This is a genomic window from Pseudomonas sp. rhizo66 (genome assembly GCF_031931925.1).
GTDB lineage: Bacteria > Pseudomonadota > Gammaproteobacteria > Pseudomonadales > Pseudomonadaceae > Aquipseudomonas.
In genome coordinates this window covers 116,451-132,456 of record NZ_JAUJWZ010000011.1, presented here as the reverse complement: position 1 = coordinate 132,456, position 16,006 = coordinate 116,451, and the positions used below count along the sequence as shown (strand labels likewise).

Sequence of the window (16,006 nt, the reverse complement as noted above, 5' to 3'; positions counted from 1 at the left end):
TCGAAGCATTATGGGTTACTCTTACTTTTAGATGACTTCGTCAGGCGACATAATCGCCCACAAAAAACCCGCCTCACGGCGGGTTTCTTTTAAAGCAGTCTAACGCTCAGGCTCAGTTAACCTTGGCGTTCAACTCACCCTTCAGATAACGCTGGTACATCGCTTCCAGCGAAATCGGTTTGATCTTCGAAGCATTACCGGCAGTACCAAACGCTTCATAACGAGCGATACACACATCACGCATCGCGGTCACGGTGGCGCCGAAGAATTTACGTGGGTCGAATTCGCTCGGGTTGGTGGCCATCAGGCGACGCATCGCACCGGTGGATGCCAGGCGCAGGTCGGTGTCGATGTTGACCTTGCGCACGCCGTGCTTGATGCCTTCGACGATTTCTTCAACCGGTACGCCGTAGGTTTCTTTGATGTCGCCGCCGTACTGGTTGATGATCGCCAGCCACTCTTGTGGCACCGACGAGGAACCGTGCATCACCAGGTGGGTGTTCGGGATGCGCTTGTGGATTTCCTTGATGCGGTCGATCGCCAGCACGTCACCGGTAGGTGGCTTGGTGAACTTGTAAGCGCCGTGGCTGGTGCCGATGGCGATGGCCAGGGCGTCGACCTGAGTGCGCTTGACGAAGTCAGCGGCTTCTTCCGGGTCGGTCAGCATTTGGCTGTGATCCAGAACGCCTTCGGCGCCGATGCCGTCTTCTTCACCGGCCATGCCGGTTTCCAGCGAACCCAGGCAGCCCAGCTCGCCTTCTACCGAGACGCCGCAGGCATGAGCCATGGCCACGGTTTGTTGGGTAACGCGGACGTTGTAGTCGTAGTCGGTCGGGGTCTTGCCGTCTTCGCCCAGCGAGCCGTCCATCATCACCGAGCTGAAGCCCAGTTGGATCGAGCGCTGGCAGACGTCAGGGCTGGTGCCGTGATCCTGGTGCATGCACACCGGGATGTGCGGGAATTCTTCGATCGCGGCCAGGATCAGGTGACGCAGGAAAGGTGCGCCGGCGTATTTACGGGCGCCGGCCGAGGCCTGGACGATCACCGGGGAGTCAGTCTTGTCAGCGGCTTCCATGATGGCGCGCATCTGCTCAAGGTTGTTGACGTTGAAAGCTGGAACGCCGTAGCCGAATTCGGCTGCGTGGTCCAACATCTGGCGCATGCTGATAAGTGCCATTGTGTGTGTCTCTCCCGGTTGAGGGTCGTTAATCGTGCCAGCCTGCCGGAGCGGCGGCGGCTATTCAAGTGATTGCAGATCGGGGGTTGAGGCCCGGTCTGGTGATTCGATAAAGCAAAATCCTGAGAGCTACACAGAACCCCTGTGGGAGCGAGCCTGCTCGCGAAAGCAATCTTGCAGTCGCTGATGCAGTGCCTGTCAGACCGCTTTCGCGAGCAGGCTCGCTCCCACATTAGAACTGTGGTGTGTCAATTACTGCGCTTTGCAGCCGCGGCCGATCAGGTCATTGGTGGCGACCCAGTACACCAGGCCTTCGTCACCCTTGACGTGAAACGCCAGCATACCGTCGCTGTACAGCGTGCCCGAGGCGCCCGGCTCTTCTTTCAGGCGATAGACCTGATCATCGCCACCCAGTCGAACGTCGACTTCCTTCTGGCCGGCATCGGCGTAACGCCACAGCACTTTGGCCTGGCTGTCGCAGGTCCAGGTCGTCCAGTGATCCGCCGGGGCGGACGACTGAAACAGGTTCAACTGCGCGCAACCGCCCAACAATGCCAACGCCGCAATGGCGATCAAGCCTTTCATCCGTGTTCCTCGACTGACGGCGCACGCCGCCAGCCCTGAGTTAAAGAGTCAGACCCGTCAAGGACAACCATGTTCCTTGGCCGGGGTTTGCGTCTCGTATTTGTCCAGACCGTCCGGCCCCGAACGCTTGTTCAGCACCGGGTTGGTTTCGGCCTGCCAGTCGGCCTGATAGCAGCCCTTCTGCGACTCGCTCGGCGCCGGCGTGGCTTCGGCCTTCGGGTTACTCCCGCAGGCCGCCAGCGTTCCGGTCAGCAACAACAGCGCTAACGACTTGACCATGTAAACACTCCTTTGCCTGGCCAAACGGGCGGCCTCAGGCCTTGGCCCGGCTTTCCAGGACTTCAACGGCTGGCAGCACTTTGCCCTCGACGAATTCGAGGAACGCGCCGCCACCGGTGGAAATGTAGGAGATTTGCTCAGCCACGCCATATTTATCGATCGCGGCCAGGGTGTCGCCACCGCCGGCAATGGAGAACGCCGCGCTGTCAGCGATGGCCTGGGCCAGCACTTTGGTGCCGTTGCCGAACTGGTCGAATTCGAACACGCCGACCGGGCCATTCCACAGAATGGTTTTCGACGATTTCAGCAGTTCGGCGAAGTTGGCCGCAGTTTGCGGGCCGATGTCCAGAATCATGTCGTCGGCAGCAACGTCAGCGATCAGCTTGACGGTGGCTTCTGCAGTTTCGGCGAATTCCTTGGCAACCACCACGTCGACCGGCAGTGGCACGCTGACTTTGGCAGCGATGGCGCGCGCAGTGTCGAGCAGATCCGGTTCGTAAAGCGATTTGCCAACCGGGTGACCGGCCGCCGCGAGGAAGGTGTTGGCGATGCCGCCGCCGACGATCAGTTGATCGCAGATCTGGCTCAGGCTGTTCAGCACGTCGAGTTTGGTCGACACCTTGGAGCCGGCAACGATGGCCGCCATTGGCTTGGCCGGCGCACCGAGGGCTTTGCCCAGTGCGTCCAGTTCAGCGGCCAGCAACGGGCCAGCAGCCGCAACCTTGGCGAATTTGGCCACGCCGTGGGTCGAACCTTCGGCGCGGTGAGCGGTGCCGAACGCGTCCATCACGAACACGTCGCACAGGGCGGCGTATTGCTGAGCCAGTTCGTCAGCGTTCTTTTTCTCGCCTTTGTTGAAGCGCACGTTTTCGAACAGCACGATGTCGCCGGCCTTGACGTCCACGCCGCCCAGGTAGTCAGCCACCAGCGGCACTTCACGGCCCAAGGCCTTGCTCAGGTAGTCAGCGACTGGCTTGAGGCTGTTCTCGGCGGAGAATTCGCCTTCGGTCGGACGGCCAAGGTGCGAGCAGACCATCACGGCCGCACCTTTTTCCAGGGCCAGCTTGATGGTCGGCAGCGAAGCCAGGATACGCGCATCGCTGGTGACAACACCGTCCTTGACTGGGACGTTGAGGTCTTCGCGGATCAATACGCGCTTACCTTGCAGATCGAGGTCGGACATCTTCAACACGGTCATGGGTCGCACTTCCTACGGTTTTTTTGAAGTTGCTGTTTGCAGATAGTGTTCTGCAACGTCCAGCATTCGGTTGGCAAAACCCCACTCGTTGTCGAACCAGGCCAGGATGTTCACCAGTTTGGGGCCGGAGACACGGGTCTGACTGGCATCGACGATGGCCGAATGTGGGTCATGATTAAAATCACAGCTGGCGTGGGGCAACTCGGTGTAGGCCAGCAGGCCTTTGAGCGGGCCGTTGGTGGCGGCTTCGCGCAGGATCCGGTTGACCTCATTGGCATCGGTCGCCGTGGCGGTCTGCATCGTGATGTCGAGGCAGGACACGTTGACCGTGGGCACGCGTACGGCTTTGGCCTGAATTCGCCCGGCAAGTTCCGGCAGCAGGCGCTCGATACCGCGCGCCAGACCAGTGGACACCGGGATCACCGACTGGAACGCCGAACGCGTGCGGCGCAGGTCTTCGTGGTGATAGGCGTCGATCACCGGCTGATCGTTCATCGCCGAGTGAATCGTGGTGATCGACACGTAATCGAGGCCGATCGCCTTGTCGAGCAGGCGCAACAGCGGCACGCCGCAGTTAGTGGTGCAGGAGGCGTTGGACACCAGCAGTTCGTCGCCGGTCAGGCAATCCTGATTGACGCCGTAAACGATGGTGGCGTCGACATCCGCCTCGCTGGCCATCGGCTGCGAGAACAGCACGCGCGGCGCGCCGGCGTTGAGGAAACGCTGGCCGTCTTCACGGGTGTTGTAGGCGCCGGAGCATTCGAGCACCAGATCGACGCCCAGCGACGCCCAATCGATGCCTTCGGGGGTGGCACTGCGCAGGACCTTCACGCAGTCGCCATTAATATGCAGACAATCGCCTTCTACTCGCACTTCGCCCGGAAAGCGGCCGTGGGTGGAGTCGAAGCGTGTCAGGTATTCGATGCTGGCCATGTCGGCCAGATCGTTGATTGCGACAATTTCAAACCCGGCCTGCTCGCCTCGCTCAAACAACGCACGCAAGACGCAACGACCAATGCGGCCGTAGCCGTTGAGTGCAACTTTGTAAGGACGCGGTTGAGGCATGGGGTTCTCGATAATATTCGCTACAACACAACCTCATGTAGGAGCTGCCGAAGGCTGCGATCTTTTGATCCTGTTTTTTAAGATCAAGATCAAAAGATCGCAGCCTTCGGCAGCTCCTACAGGGGAACGCGGTGGCCGGGGCCACCGCATTCGTACTGCTTAGTCTTCCAGCAGCTCTTCAGCCTGACCCAGGATGTTTTCCAGGGTGAAGCCGAACTCTTCGAACAGTGCCGAAGCCGGCGCCGATTCGCCGTAGGTGGTCATGCCGATCACGCGACCTTCCAGACCCACGTACTTGAACCAGAAGTCGGCGTGAGCCGCTTCGATCGCGATACGCGCGCTGACCTGCAACGGCAGAACCGATTGCTTGTAGCCTGCGTCCTGAGCGTCGAACACGCTGGTGCACGGCATGGACACCACACGCACCTTGCGACCTTGCTCGGTCAGTTTGTCGAAAGCCTGAACCGCCAGGCCGACTTCCGAACCGGTGGCAATCAGGATCAGCTCAGGCTCGCCTGCGCAGTCCTTCAGCACGTAACCGCCACGGCTGATGTCGGCAATCTGGCCGGCATCGCGTTCCTGGTGCTGCAGGTTCTGACGCGAGAAGATCAGCGCCGATGGGCCGTCCTTGCGCTCCAGAGCGTTTTTCCAGGCCACGGCCGATTCCACGGCATCGGCTGGACGCCAAGTGTCGAGGTTCGGGGTAGTGCGCAGGCTGGTCAGTTGCTCGATCGGCTGGTGCGTCGGGCCGTCTTCGCCCAGACCGATGGAGTCGTGGGTGTAGACATGGATCACGCGCTGCTTCATCAGTGCGGACATGCGCACCGCGTTGCGGGCGTATTCCATGAACATCAGGAAGGTCGCGCCGTAAGGCACCAGACCGCCGTGCAGGGTTACGCCGTTCATGATCGCGGTCATGCCGAATTCGCGCACGCCGTAGTACATGTAGTTGCCGCTGGCGTCTTCAGCGCTGACGCCTTTGCAACCTTTCCACAGGGTCAGGTTGGAACCGGCCAGGTCAGCGGAGCCGCCAAGCAGTTCCGGCAGCAGCGGGCCGAACGCGTTCAGGGTGTTCTGGCTGGCTTTACGGCTGGCGATGGTTTCGCCTTTGGCCGCGACTTCAGCGATGTAGGCCGAAGCTTTTTCCGAAAAGTCGGCCGGCAGCTCACCGCTCAGACGACGTACCAACTCGTTGGCTTCGGTCGGGAACGCAGCGGAGTAGGCGGCGAAACGCTGATCCCACTCGGCTTCGGCCGCGCGACCTTTTTCCTTGGCATCCCACTCGGCATAAATGTCGGCCGGGATTTCGAACGGGCCGTGGTTCCAGTTCAGCGCCTGGCGGGTCAGGGCGATTTCCGCGTCACCCAATGGCGCGCCGTGGCAGTCTTCCTTGCCTTGCTTGTTCGGCGAACCGAAACCGATGGTGGTCTTGCAGCAGATCAGCGTCGGCAGCGGGCTTTTGCGCGCGGTTTCGATGGCGGTCTTGATCTCTTCCGGGTCGTGACCGTCAACGTTGCGGATCACTTGCCAGTTGTAGGATTCAAAACGCTTCGGGGTGTCATCGGTGAACCAGCCTTCGACTTCGCCGTCGATGGAGATGCCGTTGTCATCGTAGAAAGCGATCAGTTTGCCCAGACCCAGCGTACCGGCCAGGGAAGCGACTTCGTGGGAAATGCCTTCCATCATGCAGCCATCACCCAGGAACACGTAGGTGTGGTGGTCAACAATGTCGTGGCCAGGACGGTTGAACTGCGCGCCCAGTACCTTTTCAGCCAGGGCGAAGCCCACTGCGTTGGCCAGGCCCTGACCCAATGGGCCGGTAGTGGTTTCAACGCCCGGGGTGTAACCGAATTCCGGGTGGCCCGGGGTGCGGCTGTGCAGTTGACGGAACTGCTTGAGGTCGTCGATCGACAGGTCGTAACCGGTCAGGTGCAGCAGCGAGTAGATCAACATCGAGCCGTGACCGTTGGACAGCACGAAGCGGTCACGGTCGGCGAACGATGGGTTGCTCGGGTTGTGCTTGAGGTAGTCGCGCCAAAGCACTTCGGCGATATCTGCCATACCCATAGGGGCACCGGGATGGCCGCTGTTGGCTTTTTGCACGGCATCCATGCTGAGGGCACGAATGGCGTTGGCACGCTCACGACGGCTAGGCATCGCTGATCTCCTGGGTTCTGGTAAGTCGAAACGGAAAAAAGGAGGGCATTTTCCCTCACCGGAGCGCCTCGGGGCAATGACAGATAGTCATCGGGGGGCGTTTTTCCAATGGATAGCGGCGCTTTCTGTTGGTGAAACCTTTCCGCTAGTCGTTTGTAGAGTTAACCGTCTCGTGAGAAGTGCCATTTATCGAGCAATATCAAAACTTTTTGATATTGGCCTTGCGATGATTTGCCCCCCTCTCTAGACTGCCAGCCCTATGAACTTACCCATGCCTTCCATTCGCCCTGACGATTGCGACGAGCTGGCGGCCCTGTGCAAGGCCGGCGGCGATCCGTTGCGGCTGAATGTATTGCGCGCGCTGGCCAACGATTCGTTCGGTGTTCTGGAGCTGGCGCAGATTTTCGGCATTGGCCAGTCGGGCATGAGTCATCACCTCAAGGTGCTGGCCCAGGCTGGTCTGGTGGCGACGCGCCGCGAAGGCAACGCGATTTTTTATCGCCGCGCCCTGCCCCACACCGAACTGCTGGGTGGCAAGTTGCACGCGGCATTGTTAGAAGAAGTCGACCATCTGGCACTGCCTGACGACGTGCAAGCGCGCATCGAACAGGTTCACGGCCAACGTGCCGCCGCCAGCCAGGACTTTTTCGCTCGGGTCGCGGAGAAATTCCGTGCCCAGCAAGACTTGATCGCAGGCCTGCCGCAGTACCGTGACAGCGTGCTGGCCCTGCTCGACAAACTGAACTTCAATGGCGAAGCCACGGCCATTGAAGTCGGCCCCGGCGATGGTGCTTTTCTGCCGGAACTGGCCCGTCGCTTCGGCACCGTAACCGCGCTGGACAACAGCCCGGCGATGCTCGAACTGGCGCGTCAGGTATGTGAACGTGAACAGCTGGCTAACGTCAGCCTGCAATTGGCCGATGCATTGAATGGCACAAGCCTTACGGCCGATTGCGTGGTGTTGAATATGGTGTTGCACCATTTCGCCGCGCCGGCCGATGCGCTCAAGCATATGGCCAAGCTGCTACAACCGGGCGGTAGCTTGCTCGTGACAGAGTTATGTAGCCACAACCAGAGTTGGGCCAGGGAGGCCTGCGGTGATCTGTGGTTGGGGTTTGAACAGGACGATTTGGCCCGTTGGGCCACCGCTGCGGGACTCGTTCCCGGGGACAGCCTCTATGTAGGCTTACGTAATGGTTTCCAGATCCAGGTTCGCCACTTTCAGCGACCGGCTGGCGACACTCACCATCGGTAAATTCAGGAAAACATCGAGATGAGCGAATACTCCCTCTTCACCTCCGAGTCCGTGTCCGAAGGGCATCCGGATAAAATCGCCGACCAGATTTCCGATGCGGTGCTGGACGCCATTATTGCCCAGGACAAACACGCACGCGTTGCCGTGGAAACCCTGGTCAAGACCGGCGTGGCCATCGTTGCCGGTGAAGTGACCACCAGCGCCTGGGTCGACCTGGAGCAGATCGTTCGTGATGTGATTTGCGACATCGGCTACACCAGCTCCGAAGTCGGTTTCGACGGCGCGACCTGCGGCGTGATGAACATCATCGGCAAGCAATCCCCAGACATCAACCAGGGTGTTGACCGTGCCAAGCCTGAAGATCAGGGCGCCGGCGACCAGGGCCTGATGTTCGGCTACGCCAGCAACGAAACCGACGTTTTGATGCCAGCGCCGATCACCTTCTCGCACCAACTGGTGCAGCGCCAGGCCGAAGCCCGTAAATCGGGTCTGCTGCCTTGGCTGCGTCCGGACGCCAAGTCGCAAGTGACTTGCCGTTACGAAGGCGGCAAGGTTGTCGGTATCGACGCGGTTGTCCTGTCGACCCAGCACAACCCTGAAGTGTCGTACAAAGACCTGCGCGAAGGCGTGATGGAGCTGATCGTCAAGCACGTGCTGCCTGCCGAACTGCTGAGCAAAGACACCCAGTTCCATATCAACCCGACCGGCCAGTTCATCATTGGCGGCCCGGTAGGTGACTGCGGTCTGACCGGTCGCAAGATCATCGTCGACAGCTACGGCGGCATGGCCCGTCACGGCGGCGGCGCGTTCTCCGGTAAAGATCCATCGAAGGTTGACCGTTCGGCGGCCTACGCTGGCCGTTACGTGGCCAAGAACATCGTCGCTGCCGGCCTGGCCGAGCGTTGCGAGATCCAGGTTTCCTACGCGATCGGTGTGGCTCAGCCGACCTCGATCTCGCTGAACACCTTCGGCACCGGCAAGATCAGCGATGACAAGATCATCAAACTGGTCCGCGAAGTGTTCGACCTGCGCCCATACGCAATCACCACCATGCTCGACCTGCTGCACCCGATGTACCAGGAAACTGCAGCCTACGGCCACTTCGGTCGGGCGTCACAGACCAAGACCGTTGGCGAAGACACCTTCACCACGTTCACCTGGGAAAAAACCGACCGCGCCGACGCCCTGCGTTCTGCTGCTGGTCTGTAAGACTCCCTGGCGGTACAAAAAAGCCCCGCACGGTTCGCGCCGTGCGGGGCTTTTTCATGCCTGAAATACCTCCCTGTGGGAGCGAGCCTGCTCGCGAAGAGGCCAGCCGGACCAACATCACTTCCCGACCAGACACACCCCGCAAAACACCCCACCTGCCAAGCCCCCAATCGTCTTCTAACCTTCAAGCATTCCCCCTGAGCAAGGACGCTCACAATGCTTGTCACGCTGCGCCTGTTGTTGGTTTTCTTCACCGCCTGTACGGCCCTCAACACCCACGCCGACTGCCCGAAATGGCCGGCCACTCAAGCAAAAAGCGAAATCGCCGCCCTGCAAAAACAGATCAACCAATGGGACGACGCCTATCACCGCGAAGGCCGCTCACTGATCGCCGACGAACTCTACGACCAGTCACTCCAACGCCTGAACGCATGGCGTGAATGCTTCAGGCTACCCTCGCCCGTCGAACCTTTGCGCACGGCTTCAGGCACAGTCACCCACCCCATCGCCCATACCGGTCTGGATAAAATCCATAAAGCCGAGGCCGTGCAAGCATGGCTACGAGATCGTCAGGACGTCTGGGTTCAACCCAAAATCGATGGCGTGGCAGTGACGCTGGTTTATCGCCAAGGGATGTTGCAACAAGCCATCAGTCGCGGTGACGGGATCAGCGGACAGGACTGGACGACTTCAGCGCAAAGAATCAACGCCATACCTCAACGCCTGACGCAGCCGCTGGATCTGCTGGTTCAAGGGGAGCTCTATTGGCGCTTGAATGAACACGTGCAAGCCCGATCCGGCAGCGTCAACGCCCGTGCCGCCGTTGCCGGACTGATGAACCGCAAATCCTTCACGGCAGAACAGGCTGCCGGGATCGGACTGTTCGTTTGGGACTGGCCGCAAGGGCCTTTGGATTTGCCCGAACGAATTTCACGATTGGCAGCGCTGGGCTTTGCCAAGACTGAACCGTATAGCCAGCCCGCCAGCGATTTCGCAGAGGCACAAAAATGGCGCGACCATTGGTATCGCTCGCCTTTACCCTTTGCCACCGACGGCGTGGTGTTGCGCCAGAGTCAGCGCCCGCCCGCCGAACGCTGGCAAGCTCGCGCACCGTACTGGGCCATCGCCTGGAAATACCCGTTCGCGCAGGCATTGGCCGAAGTCCGCAGGATCAATTTCAAGATCGGGCGCACCGGGCGCATCACCCCGGTGATCGAGTTGAACCCGGTCATGCTGGATGACCGAGAGATCAAACGGGTCAGTGCCAGCTCGTTGAAACGCTGGCAAGCGCTGGATATTCGTCCCGGCGATCAGGTGGCTATCAGCCTCGCCGGCCTGACCATTCCCCGACTCGACGGCGTTGTACTGCGGGCCGCCGAGCGGGCAGATATCGACATCCCCAACGCCGACGACTTCCATGCTTTGAGTTGCTGGCAACCGACTCCCGGCTGTGAAAGCCAGTTTCTCGCCCGCTTGACCTGGCTCAGTGGCAAACAAGGGCTGGCGATGCAGCATGTCGGTCGCGGCACCTGGGAGAAACTTTTCGAAACAGGCCGCCTGAATAACCTGCTGGATTGGCTGACCCTCGATGGGCCGGAGCTTGCTAACATTGCCGGCTTTGGCGAACGCAGCAGCGCCCGTCTGATGCACAGTTTTCACAGCGCCCGCCAACGGCCCTTCGCGCAGTGGCTCAAAGCCTTGGGCATACCGCCAACCGGTCAGGCACAACTGCCTGATTCGTGGCAGGCGCTGGCACAGCGTGACACCGAACAATGGCAGGCAGAACCCGGTATCGGCCCCGGTCGCGCAGCGCAATTGAGCGCCTTCTTCCGCGACCCGCAGGTGTTAGCCTTGAGCGATACCTTGCGTACCGCTGGCATCGGCGGTTTCTGAGCACGCAATCCCGGTACGCCGGGAACCCAACCACTACCCAGGCGCTCCAACAGCGCAGTGCCGCCCCGACCCGATTGCCTTTGCACATGGAGCTTTTATGAAATTTCTCGCACCGCTCGCCATGCTGACCCTTTGCGGCGTGATGGCCGCCCCTGTGATGGCCGACGAAGACGCCCCGGGTCTGACCGGTTGCGCTGCCAAGAAGCAGGGCATCATGAATCAGATCGAACAGGCCAGGTCCCGCGGCAATGCCGATCAACAGGCCGGCCTGGAAACTGCCCTGCGTGAAGTGACCGAACACTGCACCGACGCTGGCCTTAAGAAAGAACGCGAAAACAAGGTACTCGAAGCCCAGCACGAAGTCAGACAGCGTCAGGCTGATCTCGACAAGGCGATGAAGAAAGGCGACCCGGACAAGATCAACAAGCGCAAAGACAAACTCGCCGAGTCGCGCAAAGAACTGCAGGACGCGCTGGACGCAATCGATAAGTAATTGATGACCCCTGCGGCGAGGGGGCTTGCTCACTCGCCACAGGGTTACTCAGCGCCCTCAAGAATCAATGATCGCGAAACTGTTTATGGCAAGCGCTGCAGGCATCTTCAACTTTCTGCACCGCAGGCCCGAGATTGCTGGCCTTGTAAGGCTGAACCTGACTGGCGACTACCAATTCACCGGTGGCGGCTTCAAGGTTGCGGGCCATTTCCTGAAAACGTGCCTGTTGTTTCCAGACGTCGTCCTTGGCGCTGGTGTGATCCTCTTCACGCACCTGCGGGAAATGCTTCCACGGTTCATGGGACAACGCATCGAGCTTGACCGCGCCCTCGGCGAATTTCGCCCCGTCGAACGGAATGCGCCCACGCAACATGCCACCCAGGTCTTCGCCGGTCTTGAGCATTTGCTTGAAGATGGCCTTGCGCTGGCCCAGCGGAGAATTCGGGTCGACACCGCCACAGGCGGACAAGGTCAGACAGGCCAGCAATACAACAGCAATGCGTTTAAGAGTCATGGTGGCTTCAGGTCACGGAATTCGGCGGCCAGTATCCTCGCGTCACCGGCAAACACCAATAGCCCTATTAAAAATACGGGTTGTTCGAGCGCATGGAGCACTCAGGCAACCGGCACAGGAATTACTCCATGAACAGCCCTTTCAAGGCCTGGCGTCACCCGTTGATTGCAACCCTGCCTCTAGTGGCGATTCTCGCTGGGTGCACGGGTGGTGACAGCGCCAAACCGAAAACCCATGCACTGGCCACTTATTCCAGCGCCACCTGGGAAGCATTGCCGGCTGTGTCCGACAGCGATCTGGTCGCCGGCTTCGGCTCGTGGCGCAGCGCCTGCACACGGCTAAAGGCTGATCCGGTCTGGGGCACGACCTGCGCAGCAGCGGCCAATGTGCCGCAGAGTGCCAGCGAGATTCGCGCCTTCCTCAAGCAGAACCTCGACGTGTTTGGCCTGCGCGCTGAAAACGACAACCCCAACGGCTTGATCACCGGCTACTACGAACCGGTCTACCCTGGCAGCCTGACGCCTACCGAAGTGGCGAACGTGCCGGTGTATGGCGTGCCGGAAGACATGATCATCGTTTCGCTGGACAGCATTTACCCCGAGCTGAAAGGCAAACGCCTGCGCGGTCGGCTTGAAGGTCGCGTACTCAAACCTTATGACGATGCTGCCACCATTGAAGCCAAAGGCGTGAAAGCCCCTGTGGTGGCCTACCTGACCGACCCGATGAACCTGCAGTTTCTGCAGATCCAGGGTTCCGGGCGAATTCAGATCGAGGACGGCAAACAGCTGCGCATCGCCTACGCCGACCAGAACGGCCATCCGTATCGACCTATCGGCCGCTGGCTGGTCGAGCAAGGCGAGCTGAAGAAAGAAGACGTGACCATGAGCGCGATCAGCAACTGGGCCAAGGCCAATCCATCACGCATCCCGGAGCTGCTGGGCAGCAACCCGAGCTATGTGTTCTTCACCCGCAACCCCGACAGCAATGAAGGCCCCCGTGGTTCGCTGAACGTGCCGTTGACTGCCGGTTATAGCGCGGCGGTGGATCGCAAGGTGATTCCGTTGGGCAGCCTGTTGTGGCTGTCGACGACAAAACCGGATGGCACGGCACTGGTGCGCCCGGTGGCGGCGCAAGATACCGGCGGCGCGATTGCCGGCGAAGTGCGGGCGGATCTGTTCTGGGGCACCGGTGATGCGGCCGGGCAACTGGCCGGGGACATGAAACAGCAGGGACAGATCTGGATGCTTTGGCCCAAAGGCGCGGCATTGCCACAAGTGCCGCAGGTGGCTGATACAGAGAAGAAGTAACCCTTAGGATCTTTGTCGTCTGAACGATGGCTTTCGCGAGCAGGCTCGCTCCCACAGTTGGAATGCATATCCATGTGAGAGCGAGCCTGCTCGCGAATAGGCCATCGGCAACACCCAATAATCAGACCGATACAAAGAAGAACGAAGCAATCAACCCCATCCCCACAAACCACACCAGCGACCGCAGGATCGCCCAATCCGCCAGGTAGCAAATGATGTACAGCAGGCGACTGGTGATAAACAGCACCGCCAGCACATTGACCGTCACCAACTGCGCCGTCCCGACCAGATGCGCGACGATCACCGCCGCGGCAAACGCCGGCATCACTTCAAAGCTGTTCAGTTGCGCCGCGTGCGCCCGCCGGGCCACACCACCCACACTGTCGAGAAAATCCCGCGGATCATGATTATCCTGCAGCCTGAAACCGCCCGAGGCCTTGGCCACAATCGTGCACACATACGGCAGAAAAATCGCGATCAACACACACCACAGAGCCACCGTCATAACGCCGTCCTTTTTCGAGTCATAGAATTCGCGAGCGGTCAGAACTTCATCACCAGCATGCCGATCAGCACCAGCCCACAGGCTAAGAGCCGCGGGCGGCCGAAAGGTTCTTTCAAGTAGCGCATGCCAAACAGCACCACCAGAATCACGCTGATTTCACGCAACGCCGCCGCTTCTGCAATCGAGCCCAACTGCATCGCCCACAGCACCAGAGCGTAGCTGAACAACACGCAGAACCCGACGGCCAGCCCCAGCTTCCATTGCTCGCGCCAGAACTGCATGAACGCCGGACGCTTGGCGACCCACGCCAGCAACGGAAACGGCCAGGCGCTGAGCAGCGTGACCCAGACCAGATAATCGAGCGGGTGCGACCAGCGCCGCAACGCCTGGCCATCGATGTAGGTGTAGCAGCCGATGCACAAGCCAATCAGCGCCACCACCGGCAGCATCGACCACGGCAAGTGCTTGCCACCGCCACCCTGCCAAAGCAGGCAAGCCATGCCGAACGGAATCAGCATGATCCCGAAAATCTGCTGCGTGGTGAGCACTTCTCCGGCGAAGATCAACGTCAGCGCCAGCACCACCAATGGCGACAGTCCGCGCATCAGTGGATAGACCAAGCCGAGATCGCCGACGCGGTAAGCCTGAATCAGCAGATAGCGATAAAGCAGTTCGAACGCTGCCGAGGCGAGAATCCATGGCCAGATTTCCATGGGGGGCAAGCTCACGAATGGAAACGCGATGGCAACGACCAGCAGCGCCACGGTGTCCATGCACGCCACCACCAGCAGCCGTTCGGCGCTGAACTTGATTAACGTATTCCACGTCGCATGCAACAGCGCCGCCATCAATACCAAAGCTGTCGCCAGCACGTCTTACCCCTTATTTTTATGAGTCCCCATGTAGGAGCTGCCGCAGGCTGCGATCTTTTGATTTTTAACAGCAAGATCAAAAGATCGCAGCCTGCGGCAGCTCCTACAGTGAATCGTCGAATAGTCAGATTATTGATTCGCGATGTGTCAGCAGCTGTTTATACTGCAAGCGACCACGCCGCACTCAGTTGCGCACAGAAAAAAACCAATAACTCCTGCCTGCACCGCCCTCCTTCGAGATCGGTCGTCGGCCTGCGTATGCCTGATCAAAGCGTCAAGACTACCGACAGAGACCTTGCGCATGCCACTCGCCTTGCTTGCACTTGCTGTTGCCGCATTCGGCATCGGCACCACCGAATTCGTCATCATGGGCCTGCTGCCCGATGTCGCCCGCGATCTTTCTGTGAGCATTCCCCACGCGGGCCTGCTGATCACCGGTTACGCCCTGGGCGTGGTGTTCGGTGCGCCGATCCTGGCGATCGGCACTGCGAACATGCCGCGTAAAGCGACGCTGCTGGGCATGACGCTGATGTTCATCCTCGGCAACGTACTTTGTGCACTGGCGCCAAACTACGCGACGCTGATGGCCGCTCGCGTGGTCACGGCGCTGTGCCACGGCGCGTTCTTCGGCATTGGCTCGGTGGTTGCCGCCGGGCTGGTTGCGCCGAACAAGCGCGCGCAGGCGATTGCGATGATGTTCACTGGCCTGACCCTGGCCAACGTTCTCGGCGTGCCGCTGGGCACGGCGCTCGGGCAGTACGCCGGTTGGCGCTCGACGTTCTGGGCGGTCTCGGTGATTGGTGTGATCGCCGCCCTGGCGCAGTGGCTGTGGCTGCCAAAACACATCCCGATGGACAAGGCCAACCTCGCCAGCGAGTTCAAAGTGTTGGGCAAGGTCAACGTGTTGCTGGCGCTGGGCATGAGTGTGCTGGCGTCGACCAGCCTGTTCAGTGTGTTCACCTACATTGCGCCGATCCTGCAGGACATCACCGGCGTCAGCCCGCACGGCGTGACGGTGATGTTGCTGTTGTTCGGCGTCGGCCTGACCGGTGGCAGCATGCTCGGCGGGCGCCTGGCCGATAGCCGCTTGCTGCCTTCGTTGGTCGGCGTGGCTCTGGCGGTGGTGGTGATTCTGGCGGCATTCAGTCAGACCAGCCGTTCGGTGGTGCCGGCGGCGATCACGCTGGTGCTGTGGGGGGTTTTCGCTTTTGCGCTGTGCCCGATCCTGCAATTGCTGATCATCGATCAGGCGCATGAAGCGCCGAACCTTGGCTCGACGTTGAACCAGAGTGCTTTCAACCTCGGTAACGCGGCGGGTGCTTGGATCGGTGGGCTGGTGGTGGCCAGTGGCGCGGATCTGGCGGACTTGCCGTGGACCGGTGCGCTGGTCGGTGTATTGACGGTGCTGACGGCGCTGTTTTTCATCTATCTGCAACGTCGCGGTGCGGCTGCGGTCAATGTGTCCGGCTAATCGGGTTTAGCCTGCAAGAGCCCTCA

Annotated in this window: 15 protein-coding genes; 6 read left to right on the top strand and 9 right to left on the bottom strand. The window is 60.3% G+C overall.

Going from position 1 to position 16,006, the window contains the following annotated elements; genetic code table 11:
• Positions 1–112: 112 nt before the first annotated feature.
• From fba to tkt, 6 genes are all read right to left on the bottom strand, one after another.
• A complete protein-coding gene (fba, locus tag QZR14_RS15070; protein WP_008081027.1) occupies positions 113–1,177 on the bottom strand; it encodes a class II fructose-bisphosphate aldolase in 1,065 nt (354 codons plus the stop codon).
• A 252-nt stretch (positions 1,178–1,429) separates the two neighbouring features.
• Positions 1,430–1,762 carry an MliC family protein gene (locus tag QZR14_RS15065; RefSeq protein WP_311996986.1) on the bottom strand — a complete coding sequence of 111 codons (333 nt, stop codon included), beginning with the start codon at positions 1,760–1,762 and terminating at the stop codon, positions 1,430–1,432.
• A gap of 57 nt (positions 1,763–1,819) precedes the next feature.
• Positions 1,820–2,041, bottom strand: a complete 222-nt coding sequence (locus QZR14_RS15060; RefSeq protein ID WP_007913756.1) for a hypothetical protein — start codon at positions 2,039–2,041, stop codon at positions 1,820–1,822.
• A gap of 34 nt (positions 2,042–2,075) precedes the next feature.
• A complete protein-coding gene (locus QZR14_RS15055) occupies positions 2,076–3,239 on the bottom strand; it encodes a phosphoglycerate kinase (protein ID WP_311996985.1) in 1,164 nt (387 codons plus the stop codon).
• 12 nt (positions 3,240–3,251) lie between these two features.
• Positions 3,252–4,304 carry an erythrose-4-phosphate dehydrogenase gene (gene epd, locus QZR14_RS15050; protein ID WP_311996984.1) on the bottom strand — a complete coding sequence of 351 codons (1,053 nt, stop codon included), beginning with the start codon at positions 4,302–4,304 and terminating at the stop codon, positions 3,252–3,254.
• A gap of 159 nt (positions 4,305–4,463) precedes the next feature.
• Positions 4,464–6,461 carry a transketolase gene (gene tkt / locus QZR14_RS15045; protein WP_250605850.1) on the bottom strand — a complete coding sequence of 666 codons (1,998 nt, stop codon included), beginning with the start codon at positions 6,459–6,461 and terminating at the stop codon, positions 4,464–4,466.
• Between the two features lie 259 nt (positions 6,462–6,720).
• On the opposite strand from tkt, the gene QZR14_RS15040 reads away from it, so the two are divergent.
• From QZR14_RS15040 to QZR14_RS15025, 4 genes are all read left to right on the top strand, one after another.
• Positions 6,721–7,716, top strand: a complete 996-nt coding sequence (locus tag QZR14_RS15040) for an ArsR/SmtB family transcription factor (RefSeq protein ID WP_250605849.1) — start codon at positions 6,721–6,723, stop codon at positions 7,714–7,716.
• A gap of 18 nt (positions 7,717–7,734) precedes the next feature.
• Positions 7,735–8,925 (top strand): methionine adenosyltransferase, encoded by a 1,191-nt coding sequence (gene metK / locus QZR14_RS15035; RefSeq protein WP_250605848.1) that lies wholly within the window; start codon positions 7,735–7,737, stop codon positions 8,923–8,925.
• 216 nt (positions 8,926–9,141) lie between these two features.
• Positions 9,142–10,818, top strand: coding sequence for an NAD-dependent DNA ligase LigB (gene ligB, locus QZR14_RS15030; protein WP_311996983.1), 1,677 nt, complete (start codon positions 9,142–9,144; stop codon positions 10,816–10,818).
• A 97-nt stretch (positions 10,819–10,915) separates the two neighbouring features.
• Positions 10,916–11,311, top strand: coding sequence for a DUF1090 domain-containing protein (locus tag QZR14_RS15025; protein ID WP_311996982.1), 396 nt, complete (start codon positions 10,916–10,918; stop codon positions 11,309–11,311).
• Positions 11,312–11,375: 64 nt separating this feature from the next.
• On the opposite strand, the gene QZR14_RS15020 is transcribed toward QZR14_RS15025, so the two are convergent.
• On the bottom strand, positions 11,376–11,825 hold the full coding sequence (locus QZR14_RS15020) for a c-type cytochrome (RefSeq protein WP_311996981.1): 450 nt from the start codon (positions 11,823–11,825) through the stop codon (positions 11,376–11,378).
• 128 nt (positions 11,826–11,953) lie between these two features.
• Here QZR14_RS15020 and mltA point away from each other — a divergent pair, with 128 nt between their 5' ends.
• Positions 11,954–13,132: a murein transglycosylase A gene (gene mltA, locus QZR14_RS15015; RefSeq protein ID WP_311996980.1), complete on the top strand. Its 1,179-nt coding sequence runs from the start codon at positions 11,954–11,956 to the stop codon at positions 13,130–13,132.
• Between the two features lie 121 nt (positions 13,133–13,253).
• Here mltA and QZR14_RS15010 read toward each other — a convergent pair whose 3' ends face one another.
• Both QZR14_RS15010 and QZR14_RS15005 read right to left on the bottom strand, forming a co-directional pair.
• Entirely contained in the window at positions 13,254–13,637 is a 384-nt protein-coding gene (locus QZR14_RS15010; RefSeq protein ID WP_311996979.1) for an MAPEG family protein, read from the bottom strand.
• 38 nt (positions 13,638–13,675) lie between these two features.
• Positions 13,676–14,509 (bottom strand): EamA family transporter, encoded by an 834-nt coding sequence (locus QZR14_RS15005; RefSeq protein WP_311996978.1) that lies wholly within the window; start codon positions 14,507–14,509, stop codon positions 13,676–13,678.
• A 301-nt stretch (positions 14,510–14,810) separates the two neighbouring features.
• Here QZR14_RS15005 and QZR14_RS15000 point away from each other — a divergent pair, with 301 nt between their 5' ends.
• Positions 14,811–15,980, top strand: a complete 1,170-nt coding sequence (locus QZR14_RS15000; RefSeq protein WP_311996977.1) for an MFS transporter — start codon at positions 14,811–14,813, stop codon at positions 15,978–15,980.
• Positions 15,981–16,006 lie beyond the last annotated feature (26 nt).

Bases quoted from the DNA above. Each gene is read 5' to 3' on its own strand.
- QZR14_RS15040 (WP_250605849.1), top strand. From the start codon at position 6,721: ATGAACTTACCCATGCCTTCCATTCGCCCTGACGATTGCGACGAGCTG.
- QZR14_RS15025 (WP_311996982.1), top strand. From the start codon at position 10,916: ATGAAATTTCTCGCACCGCTCGCCATGCTGACCCTTTGCGGCGTGATG.
- metK (WP_250605848.1), top strand. From the start codon at position 7,735: ATGAGCGAATACTCCCTCTTCACCTCCGAGTCCGTGTCCGAAGGGCAT.
- QZR14_RS15060 (WP_007913756.1), bottom strand. From the start codon at position 2,041: ATGGTCAAGTCGTTAGCGCTGTTGTTGCTGACCGGAACGCTGGCGGCC.
- QZR14_RS15010 (WP_311996979.1), bottom strand. From the start codon at position 13,637: ATGACGGTGGCTCTGTGGTGTGTGTTGATCGCGATTTTTCTGCCGTAT.
- QZR14_RS15000 (WP_311996977.1), top strand. From the start codon at position 14,811: ATGCCACTCGCCTTGCTTGCACTTGCTGTTGCCGCATTCGGCATCGGC.
- QZR14_RS15065 (WP_311996986.1), bottom strand. From the start codon at position 1,762: ATGAAAGGCTTGATCGCCATTGCGGCGTTGGCATTGTTGGGCGGTTGC.
- tkt (WP_250605850.1), bottom strand. From the start codon at position 6,461: ATGCCTAGCCGTCGTGAGCGTGCCAACGCCATTCGTGCCCTCAGCATG.
- QZR14_RS15020 (WP_311996981.1), bottom strand. From the start codon at position 11,825: ATGACTCTTAAACGCATTGCTGTTGTATTGCTGGCCTGTCTGACCTTG.
- QZR14_RS15055 (WP_311996985.1), bottom strand. From the start codon at position 3,239: ATGACCGTGTTGAAGATGTCCGACCTCGATCTGCAAGGTAAGCGCGTA.
- epd (WP_311996984.1), bottom strand. From the start codon at position 4,304: ATGCCTCAACCGCGTCCTTACAAAGTTGCACTCAACGGCTACGGCCGC.
- ligB (WP_311996983.1), top strand. From the start codon at position 9,142: ATGCTTGTCACGCTGCGCCTGTTGTTGGTTTTCTTCACCGCCTGTACG.
- fba (WP_008081027.1), bottom strand. From the start codon at position 1,177: ATGGCACTTATCAGCATGCGCCAGATGTTGGACCACGCAGCCGAATTC.
- mltA (WP_311996980.1), top strand. From the start codon at position 11,954: ATGAACAGCCCTTTCAAGGCCTGGCGTCACCCGTTGATTGCAACCCTG.